This is a genomic window from Komagataeibacter medellinensis NBRC 3288 (genome assembly GCF_000182745.2).
GTDB classification, from domain to species: Bacteria; Pseudomonadota; Alphaproteobacteria; order Acetobacterales; family Acetobacteraceae; genus Komagataeibacter; species Komagataeibacter medellinensis.
Map to the genome: position 1 here is coordinate 681,531 of NC_016027.1, position 12,801 is coordinate 694,331.

The window sequence follows — 12,801 nt, forward strand, 5'->3', positions numbered from 1 at the left end:
AAAAACCTGTTTTTGTGTTCTATATTGGTTCCATCCGTTCCGTCAACCGGCTTCAACGCCTGCGTCAGGCCATTGCAGGGTCGATACGGATGATCTCGCACACATCCCCCCGTTGCGCCGCAGGGGCATGGGGCGCGCGCAGTACCAGCGCCTGGCTCTGTGCCAGAATATGTAGCATGGCCGAGTCCTGCATGGAAAAAGGGGTGGCCACAAGCTGACCCTGTTCATTGTGGGTAAGGGTCGCGCGCAGGTGGTCCATGCGCTGGTCATTGGCCGGCACATCCGCCCCCAGAACCGCCCGTACCGGCGGTTTGACCGGCTGCGCCATGCCCGCCATGCGCCGCAGGGCGGGCAACACGAACACAATGGAACACACGAAGGCCGCCACCGGGTTGCCCGGCAGGCCGATAAAGGGCAGGCGCCCCAGATGGCCGTACATGAGCGGCTTGCCCGGCCGCATTGCGATCTTCCAGAAATCGGTCGTCATGCCGACCTGTTCCAGGCATCGCCGCACCAGGTCATGGCTACCCACGCTTGCCCCGCCCGCGGTGACCAGCATGTCCACACCATCGACCATGCGTTCCAGCGCCGCAAGGTCGGCCATGTCATCACGCAGGGCTGGCAGCATGACCGGTTCTGCCCCTGCCGCACGCAGCAGGGCCGCCAGCATGGGCGTATTGGAATTGGCAATCTGCCCGGTCCCGACCGGGCTACCAGGAAGCAGCAGTTCATCACCCGTGGCGGCAATGGCCACACGCGGGCGGCGCGTGACTGTAAGCCACGCATGGTTGGCGGCGGCAGCTACGCCCACATCCTGCGCCGCAAGCCTGCGCCCCGCCGGGATAACGACTTCCCCTGCCGAAAAATCCTGTCCCCGGTGGCGCACATAGGTACCGGGGGACAGGGTATGGGTAGTCGCGACATGAGTGCCATCGGCCTGCGCGTTTTCCTGTATCAGGACCGCATCGGTGCCAGCTGGCATGAGGCTGCCGGTAAAGATGCGCACACATTCCCCAGCTCCCACCGCACCCGCAAAAGGATGGCCCGCCGGTGCATGGCCGATGCAGGTGAGGGACACGCCCCCCGCCGACAGGTCGGCCGCGCGCACGGCATAACCATCCATGGAAGAGACATCGGCAGGCGGGTTGGATACAAGGGCGACCACGGGTGCCGCACTGACACGCCCGCAGGCTTCGCTCAGAGCCACAACCTCGGCAGGTAAGGGTAAAACCCCTGCCAGAATCCGTCTACGCGCTTCCGAAACACTCAACATTATGCGGAACACTCCTTTTTTTGCCCGTTATGGGTAAATTTAAGCAGAAATATCGGTCGGGGTGCTTGACCTCCGCCTTGTGTATGCGCATTTTCCGCCCACTTGAACCACTGCTGCACCTAAGTGTTCCAGCAGCGGCGGAGCAGTGCTGAGGATATCATGGCCAAGAGCAACACCATTCAGATCAAACTCGTTTCCACGGCGGACACCGGCTACTTCTATGTGACCAAGAAGAACGCCCGCGCCCAGACCGGCAAGATGGAACTGCGGAAATATGACCCCGTGGCACGCAAGCACGTGGCCTTCCGCGAAGCGAAGATCAAATAACCTTCCGCCCTGGCGGATACAAAAAACCCCGGCGGAAACGACCGGGGTTTTTTTGTATCATCGTTCCGGCCAGCGCGGTCAGTACAGATGGTCATGATCACCATAAGGCACGACAATTTCGTCCTGGCGGGCAAGGTTCTGCATGGAACGGGCACGCTCATCCAGCAGGTCGGTATCCAGCGCGCCCTCTTTCAGGCCGCGTACGCGGCGTAGCCAGACTTCCTGCTCGGCTGTGGCATCCTTTTGGGCGGAACGGGCTTCAGCCAGCAGGTGCAGCTGCGTTGCATAGCTGTGCAGCCCGTGTTCCCCGCGCATGACGTTCCAGCCAAAATAGGCCGTCAGCCCGATAAACAGGGCAGGGGGAATGGTTGCGTGCAGCACACGCCGGATGATCTTGCCCAGTTGCATTACGCTTTTCCCCCTACCTTGGTATACCGGACGGGATTACCCCGTCCGGTGTAGCCTGTCACCCGTTCTTCAGGATGGTGCGCCCGGCATAGCGGGCAGCGGTGGCCAGTTCGTTCTCGATACGGATGAGCTGGTTGTATTTCGCGGTCCGGTCCGAACGCGAGAGCGAACCGGTCTTGATCTGCCCGCAATTGGTCGCAACCGCCAGGTCGGCAATCGTGCTGTCTTCAGTCTCGCCCGAGCGGTGGCTCATCACTGCCGTATAGCCCGCATGCTGGGCCATCTGTACGGCTTCCAGCGTCTCGCTCAACGTGCCGATCTGGTTGACCTTGACCAGCAGCGAATTGGCCACACCATCCTTGATGCCCCGACGCAGGCGATCCGGGTTGGTCACGAACAGGTCATCGCCCACCAGTTGCAGCTTGTGACCAAGATTTTCGGTCAGTTCGGCCCAGCCTTCCCAGTCATCTTCCGCAAGCCCATCCTCGATGGAGATGATGGGGTAACGGGCGGACAGGTCGGCCAGGTAGGCGATCATGCCAGCGGCATCAAGGCTCTTGTCCTCGCCCGCAAGCACGTAACGGCCATCCCTGTAAAACTCGGTCGCGGCACAATCGAGCGCGAAGGTCACGTCCTCACCCGGCCGGTAGCCTGCCGCCTCGATCGCGCGCATCATGAAGCCCAGTGCTTCGTCAGCGGATTTGAGTGCGGGGGCAAACCCACCTTCATCACCAACATTGGTGTTGTAGCCAGCACCCGAGAGGCTTTTTTTAAGCTGGGCGAAGATCTCGGAACCCATGCGGATCGCATCGGTCACGGTCGGTGCGCCCACGGGCTGGATCATGAATTCCTGAATGTCGATCGGGTTGTCGGCATGCTGGCCACCGTTGATGATGTTCATCATCGGCACCGGCAGGGTGCGCGCATACACACCGCCTACATAGCGGTACAGCGGCACCTGCAGTTCCTCTGCCGAAGCCTTGGCCACCGCAAGCGATACACCCAGAATCGCGTTGGCCCCCAGGCGGGACTTGTTGGGCGTGCCATCAAGATCGATCATCGCCTCATCAATGGCGACCTGATCGGTTGATTCCACGCCTTGCAGGGCTTCAAGAATTTCATGCTCCACATGGCCTGCGGCCTTGAGCACGCCCTTGCCGCCAAAGCGCTTCGGGTCGCCATCACGCAGTTCCACCGCCTCATGCGCGCCGGTGGATGCACCTGAGGGCACGGCGGCACGGCCCTTGGCGCCGGATGCCAGTTCCACATCCACCTCGATGGTGGGATTGCCGCGACTGTCGAGTATTTCGCGGGCGATGATATCGATAATGGCGCTCATGATATCTGTTTCCTCAGATTTGACATTATGGGGATACGGCATACGACCGGCATACGTATCCTGCCCCTACGATAACAGATGCAACGCATCATGCCAGAGCAGGCTATACACAATGACCAGATTCAGGAGAATCCTGCCATGAAACGCCTGCCCCTGCTTGCCATCGTTACCGCCATAGCCAGTCTGCTGCCACTGATCGGCTGTACCTGCGCGATCCTGTTCCTGACACCGGACCATACGCCACGCCTGCTTACGGCGGCCGTGGGGTATGGCGCGGTCATGCTGTCCTTCCTCGGTGCCGTGCACTGGGGGCTGGCGCTGGAACAGCCCGACATCGTTCCTGTCGGCGGCACACAGCGCCTGACCAACATGCGGCTGGCGCTGGGGGGCGTTCCCGCCATTATCGGCTGGGCCGGGCTGTGTGCCGCAACAGTGCGGGAACTGGCCGGGCTGCTCATCCTGATTGCCGGTTTCGTGATAGTGGGTATCGGACAGCGCATGGCATGGCAGCGTGGCGCCATGCCGCGCGGTTACCTGACTGTGCAGTGGTTTGTCATCTGCCTGGCAGAACTGTGCTTTCTGGCCATACTGGCAGCCTGCATGGGCATGCGCCCGGCACAGTAGGAAATCTGGCAAAATAAACAGTCAAGCAAACAAGTAAAAGTTCTTGGTGAAGCTTTTTCAAAAAGCTTCACCAAGAACGCCGCCTTTTGAAAAAAGACAGCATCCAAAAATTTTCTTTCCTATATCAGTCTGTTGTTATGGGCAGACCATCTTCACCCCATAATAAAAAACCCCGGCACACTGGGTGTGCCGGGGTTTTTCGTAGTCAGTCAGGCTGTAATCAGGTGTTCTGTAGGGCGCGCAGCACATCTGCCGGGCGCACCGGCATATGGCGCAGGCGCACGCCCACGGCATTGAAGATGGCGTTGCCGATTGCAGGCCCCACCACTGTCGTGCCCGGTTCACCCAGCCCCATCGGCTTCTCCGTGCTGGGCAGGAACTCGATGTCCATTTCCGGCGTATCGGCAAGGCGCAGCGGGGTGTAAGTATTCAGGTTGCGGTCAACCGGCATGCCGTTGACGATTTCCGTGTTCTCGAACAGCACCATGCTCAAGCCCCACAGCGCAGCACCCTCGGTCTGGGCTTTCGCACCATCGGGATCGACCACGGTGCCCGCATCCACCACGATGGTCAGCTTCTGGCAGGTCACGACACCGGTGCTGCGGTCCACATGCACCTGCGCCACACAACCGATCCATGTCGGCATGCCGCGTTCCTGTCCCGCCGTAGTGGCAAGACCAAAGGCTGAGTCCTTGGGTAGGGTGGTCTTGCCCCAGTTCGTCTTCTCCATCAACCTGCGCACAACAGCAGCCTGACGCAGTGCGCCACCCACGGAATCAGGCGCCTGTCCCTTGTTGCGACCCTGTGCTGTCAGCAGTTCAAGGCGGAACTGGGCCGGATCCTTCTTCTGGCGGTGCGCGACCTCATCAAGGAAGCACTCGATCCCCCAACTGGTCCAGCCGGGGCTGACCGAACGCAGCCAGCCGGGGCGGAATGTCTTTTCCGCCAGATCGTTGCGCAGCGCACGGACACGGAAGGCGCCCACCTCGTACCAATGGTCGCCGCCAGCAATAGCGAACTGGTCATAGGGCTTGCCATCCACGCCTTTTTCCATGAACGCTTCGGCCATTACACCCGTGGGCCAGCCCGCGGCCGCCTGGTAATCCATGGAGGTGATCTTGTCGCTGGCATCGAATGCCATGCGGACACGCTGGACGGACGGCGAGCGGAAGGAATCGAACTGCATATCGTCCGAACGCGTCAGGATCAGCTTGACCGGCTTGCCCCCCAGCGCCTTGGAGGCGAGGGCAGCCGGGATCATGTAATCCCCGTTCAGCCGACGGCCAAACCCGCCACCCAGCAGGTAGCTGCGCAGGATCACCTTACTTTCGGGTACCTGCAGTGACTTGGCCAACGTGGGCAGGATCAGGCTCTGCCACTGATTACCGGCGTGGATCTCGTACACCCCATCCTTCTGGAAGGCCAGCGCATTGGTCGGCTCCAGCTGGTAGTGCAGCACTGACGCACAGGTATATTCCTGATCCATGACCAGATGCGCGCCAGAGAACGCCTTGTCCACACCATCATCGTTGAAGATGTAGACACCGCCTTCCTTGTTGCTGATCAGTTGGCGGCCACGGTCCTGAATGTCGCGTTCGGACGTATGGATCGTCTCGCCCGGCGTCCACTCCACCTTCAGCGCGTCGGTGGCGCGGATGGCGGCGGTGTAGCTTTCGGCCAGAACCACAACCCAACCCTGCACAACTTCCGACGGGTCATCAATCAGCAGGTAGCGGACATAACCCTTGATCTTCTTCGCATCGGTATCGTCAACCGAACGGACCTTGGAGCCATAGCGGGTGGGCGGCATCTTGGGGCGGGCATAGACCATGCCTTCCACCTTGGCGTCGATACCGTAGATGGCGGTGCCGTTGGTCTTGGCCGGGATGTCCAGCGCCTTGAGTTCGGCATTGCCGATCAGCCTGCGCTCGCTTGCGGGCTTGAGCGGCAGCTTGGCCATTTCCTCGGGCGTGAAGGAATGGGACGGATGCCCCTTGGTTACGATATCGCCAAAGCTGATCTGCTTGCCGCCAGCGCTGACAATGCTGTTGGCAACCGTGCACTTGTCCGGCGTGGTGCCGAGCAGGCGGGCCGCTTCCTCCACCAGTGCGGTGCGGGTTGCCGCACCGGCCTGGCGGAAGACATCCCATGTCATCCACACCGACCAGCTGCCACCAGTGACCATCAGGCCCCATTTGGGGTCGGTATCTACATAGTTGATGCGGACCTTGCTCCAGTCGGCTTCCATCTCGTCCGCGATGATGCGGGCAAGGGCGGTGCCGATGTGCTGGCCCATCTCGGCACGGATGATGTTGACCGTGATGATCCCGTCGGGTGCGATGGCGCACCAGATGGTGGGCTCGAACGCACCATCACCGGGACCTGCGTTATCGAGCGGGAAAATCTGGTTGGCCGAGGCCTGGCGCGCGAAGCCGAACATGACACCGGCGCCAAGCGAGGTAACAAGGAAGCCACGGCGTGACAGGGAAGGCTGTTCACGGCGGCCGTCCCTGCCCAGGCGAAAGCGGTCTAATCTACCCATTTGATGCATCTCCGCGTGCGGTGGCCGCGGCCTTCTTGATGGCCTCACGAATGCGAACATAGGTCATGCACCGGCACAGGCTGCCAGCCATGACGGCATCGATTTCCTCATCGGTAGGCGAGGGGTAATCCTTGAGCAGGCTGATCGCCTGCATGATCTGCCCGGACTGGCAGTAACCGCACTGCGGCACCTGGATTTCACGCCAGACCTGCTGGACCGGGTGGTTGCCCTCGGGATCAATGCCTTCGATCGTGGTGATGTCAGCCCCTTCGGCGGCGCTGACGGGGGTCACGCAGGAACGGGTGGCCCGGCCACCGATATGGATGGTGCACGCACCACACATGCCGATGCCGCAACCAAATTTCGTTCCGGTCAGGCCAACTTCGTCACGGATAACCCACAGCAGGGGGGTATCACCCGGTACGTCAACGGTTACTTCCCGTCCATTGAGGCGAAAGGTCGTCATGTTCTAGCTCCGTCTTTCAGCTCAATGGGACGACGCGACAGGGGAGACGGGCAGGGTCTTGCGCACCTCGGCCGCCTTCTTTTCCAGATCGGTCCACGGCGGCAGTGTCGTGCGGGTCGCACGCAGGTAGGTCGCCAGGCGGGCCAGATCCGCATCGGAGAAGGAATGGTAGAAACTGGGCATGGATACGGTGGAGATCCCTTCCGTCGTACCGATCCCGCGCAGAATCACCTGGAACAGGTTGGTCGGCTCGTCCAGCCACAGCGCGTTGTTCAGCGCAAGGTCGGGGCGGCCTTCAACTGGCTGCGGCCCGGAATTGGCATGGCACGCGGCACAGGCACCGGCATAAAGCTTGGCGTTCGGGTTCACCTGCGGGCCGACCAGATCCTTCATGGAAGCCTGCATGGCCCATTTCAGAGCCTTGGGGTCCTGGCTTACGCGGGTGGAGGCATGGTCGATATCAGCCAGATAATGCGCGATGGCGTGCACATCGGATTCCGGCATTTCGCTCAGGCCGCCATGAACAACAGGCGACATGGGGCCAGCGGCACTACCATGCAGCGGGGCGGAACCAAAGCGCAGGTATTTGAAATACTCGTCCTCGGTCCAGACAACCGGGGTCGGGTTGTGTTCATTGAGCGGGGGGGCAATCCAGTTGTCAACCGGCGCGCCATCATACGGTGCGCTGCTCTTTTCCGCACCCATGAGGTTACGCGGGGTATGACAGGCGGAGCAGTGGCTCAGGCCTTCGGCCAGGTACGCGCCACGGTTCCACTGCGCATCATGCGCAGGATCATTCTTGAGCGGACCTTCATGCAGGAACAGGAGCTTCCAGCCCGCCTGTTCAAGACGGATGTTGAAGGGGAAGCCCACCGTATTGTCACGCTTGACCGAATGCACCGGCTCACGCGTCATGAGGAAGGCATAGACATCCGCGATGTCCTGATCCGTCATGTGCGTGAAATGGTCGAACGGGAAAGCGGGGAAGAGCTGCGTGCCATCACGCGAGATACCCTTGCGCATGGCGCGGTGGAAGGCTGCTTCCGACCAGCGGCCGATGCCCGTTTCCGGGTCAGGCGTGATGTTGGAGGAGAAGATGGCGCCAAAGGGCGTATCCATCTTGTAATCGCCCGCAAGCTCCACGCCGCGCACGCCATCGGTGCGGGTATGGCACTCGGCACAGTAGCCGCCAGCGGCCAGCACGCGACCGTGCTCGATCTGCGCTGCGGTAAAGGAGGAAGGAGGAGGCGGTGCAACCGGCGCAATGGCCGGATACCACGCATAAGCCAGGAACCCGACGCCGCCGGCGACACCGATCCCCACAATCGCTGCTGCAATACGTTTAATCACGATGTTCTCGCGGTTGTGAAAGTCATCATATCACCCCGTATCATCCGCCCGGTTCCAGTGCCGGTATGGCGCGAAACACATGAGGTGGCACAGCGTTGCACCACCCCCGAAGCACCGGAACTGCCAGATGTGCGGGAACATCGGCGCCACGGCGGAAACTTCTGTATTACCGTTTCCTAATCAAGCGGTCCGGGCGCGCGTAAGGTCAAAGCGGTGATAAGACTTATTTATTTATAAAATAAATAAAGAACAGCCACCACAAAACCCTGGATAACCGGGCTGCGGGGGCCTGCTGGTTCACTTTTCTATATTTGTTTGGATATAGACAGAAAGAGGGACTGTCAATCCGGGGAAGGAAAAATCCTTCCCCGGTCCATGGCGTCAGTTCTGGTCGGCCAGGGTGTAGGCGACGATATAATCACCCAGCTTGGTGCCAAACGAGCCATGGCCGCCATCGGCTGTCACGACATACTGCTTGCCATCCACGGCATAGGTCATGGGTGTGGACTGGCCACCGGCGGGCAGGCGGTCCTGCCACAGCACACGACCGGTCGTCACATCATAAGCGCGGATGTAGTAGTCCAGCGTGGAGGTCAGGAACGCGACCCCGCCCGCCGTGGTCAGCGGGCCACCCAGGCTGGGTACGCCCATCTTGATGGGCAGCGGCAGGGGCGCGCTGTCACGGATGGTGCCGTTACGGTGCTTCCACACGATCTTGTTGGTGCGCAGATCAATACCGGACATATAGCCCCATGCTGGCTGCTTGCATGGCAGACCAAACGGCGAGAGGAACGGGTGCAGGTCCACGCCATAGGGCACGCCAAACTGCGGCTGTACGCCACTTTCGCTGCCCGAGGGCAGGGACTTGTCCGGCGAGGCCGGGTTGTTCGGTCCGCGAGGGATCAGGGTGGAGACGAACGGAATGGCGATGGGGTTGGCAATGGCGATCTGGCGCACGGGGTCAACGGCCAGTCCTCCCCATTCAAACATGCCCAGATTGCCGGGAAACACCAGCGTGCCCTGCAGCGAAGGCGGCGTGAACGTACCGTCATAGCGCAGGCGGTGGAACATGATGCGGCAGACCAGTTGATCAAACATCGTACCGCCCCACATGTCGGCATCCGTCAGCTTCTTGCTGGGGCGGAAGGTCAACTGCGAGAAGGGCTGCGTGGGCGAGAGATGATCGCCGGGGGCGGCTCCCTGCGGCACAGGCTGCTCGGGGGCGGGGACCACAAGCTGGCCATTGCGGCGGTCGATTACGAAGATATTGCCGGTCTTGGCCGGGGCATACAGCGTGGGCACGATCTCGCCGCTAGCGGTGCGGATATCGACCAGACTGGGCTGGGCGGGGATGTCCATGTCCCACAGGTCATGGTGCACGGTCTGGTAGCTCCACACCAGCTTGCCGGTGGTGGCGTTCAGCGCCACGATGGAACTGGCGTAACGCTCAGCATCGGCCCCACGGTTGCCACCCCAGATATCGGGCGTCTGCACACCCATGGGGATATAGACCAGGTCCAGCTTCGCATCATAGGACGACGTGATCCACGAATTGGGGGAATTGGGTACGAAGGTATGGTGTTCGGACGGCATTTCGTTCGGGTCGGGATTGCCGGGGTCGAACGCCCATTGCAGCGCGCCGGTATGCACATCGAACCCACGCGTCACACCTGATGGTTCATGCGTAGAATAATTATCCGTCACCGCGCCAGACACGATCACGGTGGTGTCGGTCACAACCGGGGGAGATGTGGGTTCGTAGAAGCCCAGCGTCTTGACCGGCATGCCATCGCGCAGGTCCACCACACCATTGTTGCCAAAAGAGGCGCAGCGCGCGCCGCTTTCCGCATCGAGGGCGAAAAGCTGGCCATCATTGGTGGGCAGGAAAATGCGGCGCGCGCATTCCACGGGGGCTGCGGCGGTATCTGCCTGCGCGTCCACCTTGTCCTCATGATAGGACACGCCACGGCAGGTCAGGTGCTGGAAAGTCCGGTTGTACTGCAGCTTGGGGTCGAACTTCCACCGCTCCTTGCCCGTCTTCGCATCCAGCGCGAACAGGATCTGGTGCGGGGTGCACAGGTAGAGCGTATCACGCACCTTGATGGGGGTGACTTCATCGGTAATCTCGCCCGGATCGTTCGGTCCGCGCATGTCACCGGTGCGGAAGGTCCAGGCCACCTTCAGTTTGCTGACGTTACCGGTATTGATCTGCTTGAGCGGGGAGAAACGGTCCCCGAACTGGGTACGGCCATAGGCCTGCCAGTCTTCATCGGGCATCTGGTGGGCATCACCGGGTTCGGGCGCATTCTGTGCCACGGGGGGCAGGTTGCCCGCAATATCCTGCGGGTCACCCATCAGTGCCGCACCGATCACCACCACGGCCGCGCCGATCGCACCCAGCAAGGGCAGGCGCGCGCCCAGACCCGCAGGTTGCAGGTTCCGCGTCACCCACGGCAGCAGCAGCACGATGCCAATGGGCACCAGAATGTCCCCCCGCGGCGCCAGCGCCCAGAAGTCCAGTCCCGCTTCACCAACGGCCCATGCCATGGTGCCCAGCAGCAGGACCGCATAGACCGTAAGGGCAGCCGCCTGCCGCCGGAACAGCAAAAACGCCGTAACCAGCAGCACGACACCTGCCACTACATAATAAAAGGAACCGCCAATGGCGCAGAGCCATAGGCCACCGCCCAGCAGGTAGAGACCTGTCAGGGCACAGACGGCAATGGCCGCAGCAAGAAGGGGAGCCGAACGCAAGGGGGTATTCATAAGTTTTCCTGATTACCGTGATACGTCAGTACGAACATTCTCCCATGAAAAGCATTAGGAGATGCAGGCAGGTCAAGGCCAAACTAATGAATAAAACGTGTGAAACACCCTTGCAGTTCGCAATTTACCGCCGAATTTTATTATTTCCCCTCGGCTATAACCGTTGCCAGCGTCGCGCGCGTACCATGCGCGCGGATGGACTGGCGCAGGGCAACATAAGCCTGCACGAAGGCAGGGCTGTCCGCCAGTTCCCACCCTGCAAAGGCACTCATGCCCAACGCGTCCTCCAGTCGGGGGGAAGCGGCAAGGGTGCGGTCATCATCCGTCAGATGCGGCTCAACGATGGCATAGACCTGCCCCCTGTCATCATGCCCCCGCAGGTATTCGGCATAACAGGCCACGACAAAGGCGATACGCGTCACGGGCCGATGGTGGGCAAGCACGCCCATTGCGGTACTCCTGACGAACATGGCCAGCTTGGAAGTGCTGTCGGACGCGATACGCAGCAACTGGTCGCTGATGGCGCGGTTGCGGAAGCGATGCAGCAGGCGGCGGCCATATTCGCTCAGCGCCATGCCCGGCGGCGCCTTGAGCAGGGGCTCGGCATCATGGCCGAGATACTGCTCGACCAGCGCCACCTCGTTCATATCCTCCATGATCTCGCTGACCACACGATAGCCCGACAGCACGCCAGACAGGCCCAGCAGGGAATGGGAGGCATTGAGCATGTGCAGCTTCACCTCCTCATACGGCTGGACGTTGTCGGTAAACTGCACGCCCACCGCCTCCAGTTCCGGGCGTCCGGCGCAAAACCTGTCTTCCACCACCCACTGGATGAAATCCTCGCAGAACACAGGGATAAGGTCATCCAGCCCGCTTTCGCCATCAAGACGGCGAATATCCTCAGACAGTACGGCGGGGGTTATGCGGTCGACCATGGTGCAGGGGAAGGTGACGTTTTCCTCGATCCACTGCGCCAGCCCCGCATCCTTCGCACGCGCCCAGCCCAGAAAGGCAATGCGGGCCACATGGCCATTATGGGGCAGGTTGTCGCATGAAAGGATGGTGAAGGGTCCAGCACCACTTTCGCGCCGCAGGCGCAGGGCCTCGGTCAGCAGGCCGAACACGGTATGGGGCACGTCGCGCGCCAGATCCTCGGCAATGACCGGGTGGTCGATGGGGAAGGTGCCGTTTTCATCCACGTAATACCCGCCCTCCGTCACGGTCATGCTGACGATGCGGATCGCGGGATCGGCCAGGCGCGCGATCGTGGCGGCACGGTCGGCCGGGGCATACATGTATTCCGTGATGGAGCCGATCACACGTACGACGTTGGGCGCATCTGGCGCGCATTCAGTCAGGGAATACAGGCAGTCCTGGGCAGCCATATCCTGGGCCTTGGCAGCCTCATGCGGGTTTTCCATGAGACCGATACCCAGGATTCCCCAGCCGGACTGCGCGGGGCGGCCCAGCACACGGTCGATATAGACCGCCTGATGGGCACGATGGAAATTGCCCACGCTGATATGCGCGATTCCGGGTGTGACCCTGCTCCGGTCATAGGCTGGCGCCATGATCGTGGGCGGCAGATGGGACAGGGATGCTGCGTTGAGTTTGGTCATTACCATTTTCCACGGGAAAGTATTGTCGACGCCTAATAAGAAACGCACGATGAGACAACCCGCATAGATGCAGCCCCTCCTACA

The 12,801-nt window shown here is 61.2% G+C and carries 10 protein-coding genes; 2 read left to right on the forward strand and 8 right to left on the reverse strand.

Features of this window, described 5'->3' with window-relative positions:
* Positions 1–64: 64 nt before the first annotated feature.
* Positions 65–1,273 carry a molybdopterin molybdotransferase MoeA gene (locus GLX_RS03090; RefSeq protein ID WP_014104574.1) on the reverse strand — a complete coding sequence of 403 codons (1,209 nt, stop codon included), beginning with the start codon at positions 1,271–1,273 and terminating at the stop codon, positions 65–67.
* 159 nt (positions 1,274–1,432) lie between these two features.
* Here GLX_RS03090 and rpmG point away from each other — a divergent pair, with 159 nt between their 5' ends.
* On the forward strand, positions 1,433–1,600 hold the full coding sequence (gene rpmG, locus GLX_RS03095) for a 50S ribosomal protein L33 (RefSeq protein WP_007400522.1): 168 nt from the start codon (positions 1,433–1,435) through the stop codon (positions 1,598–1,600).
* Positions 1,601–1,678: 78 nt separating this feature from the next.
* Here rpmG and GLX_RS03100 read toward each other — a convergent pair whose 3' ends face one another.
* Both GLX_RS03100 and eno read right to left on the reverse strand, forming a co-directional pair.
* Entirely contained in the window at positions 1,679–2,008 is a 330-nt protein-coding gene (locus GLX_RS03100) for an FtsB family cell division protein (protein WP_014104575.1), read from the reverse strand.
* A 58-nt stretch (positions 2,009–2,066) separates the two neighbouring features.
* A complete protein-coding gene (gene eno, locus GLX_RS03105) occupies positions 2,067–3,347 on the reverse strand; it encodes a phosphopyruvate hydratase (RefSeq protein WP_014104576.1) in 1,281 nt (426 codons plus the stop codon).
* Between the two features lie 138 nt (positions 3,348–3,485).
* Between eno and GLX_RS03110 the strand changes: the two genes are divergently transcribed.
* A complete protein-coding gene (locus tag GLX_RS03110) occupies positions 3,486–3,971 on the forward strand; it encodes a DUF3429 domain-containing protein (RefSeq protein ID WP_041247133.1) in 486 nt (161 codons plus the stop codon).
* A gap of 220 nt (positions 3,972–4,191) precedes the next feature.
* On the opposite strand, the gene GLX_RS03115 is transcribed toward GLX_RS03110, so the two are convergent.
* The 5 genes from GLX_RS03115 to GLX_RS03135 form a co-directional block, all read right to left on the reverse strand.
* Positions 4,192–6,513 carry a xanthine dehydrogenase family protein molybdopterin-binding subunit gene (locus tag GLX_RS03115; protein ID WP_014104578.1) on the reverse strand — a complete coding sequence of 774 codons (2,322 nt, stop codon included), beginning with the start codon at positions 6,511–6,513 and terminating at the stop codon, positions 4,192–4,194.
* Entirely contained in the window at positions 6,506–6,979 is a 474-nt protein-coding gene (locus GLX_RS03120) for a (2Fe-2S)-binding protein (RefSeq protein WP_014104579.1), read from the reverse strand. Before GLX_RS03120 ends, GLX_RS03115 begins: the two co-directional genes overlap by 8 nt.
* 21 nt (positions 6,980–7,000) lie before the next feature.
* Positions 7,001–8,329 (reverse strand): cytochrome c, encoded by a 1,329-nt coding sequence (locus GLX_RS03125; RefSeq protein ID WP_014104580.1) that lies wholly within the window; start codon positions 8,327–8,329, stop codon positions 7,001–7,003.
* 381 nt (positions 8,330–8,710) lie between these two features.
* Entirely contained in the window at positions 8,711–11,095 is a 2,385-nt protein-coding gene (locus tag GLX_RS03130; RefSeq protein ID WP_014104581.1) for a glucose/quinate/shikimate family membrane-bound PQQ-dependent dehydrogenase, read from the reverse strand.
* Positions 11,096–11,235: 140 nt separating this feature from the next.
* Positions 11,236–12,717: a mannitol dehydrogenase family protein gene (locus GLX_RS03135; RefSeq protein WP_148268532.1), complete on the reverse strand. Its 1,482-nt coding sequence runs from the start codon at positions 12,715–12,717 to the stop codon at positions 11,236–11,238.
* Positions 12,718–12,801: the final 84 nt, after the last annotated feature.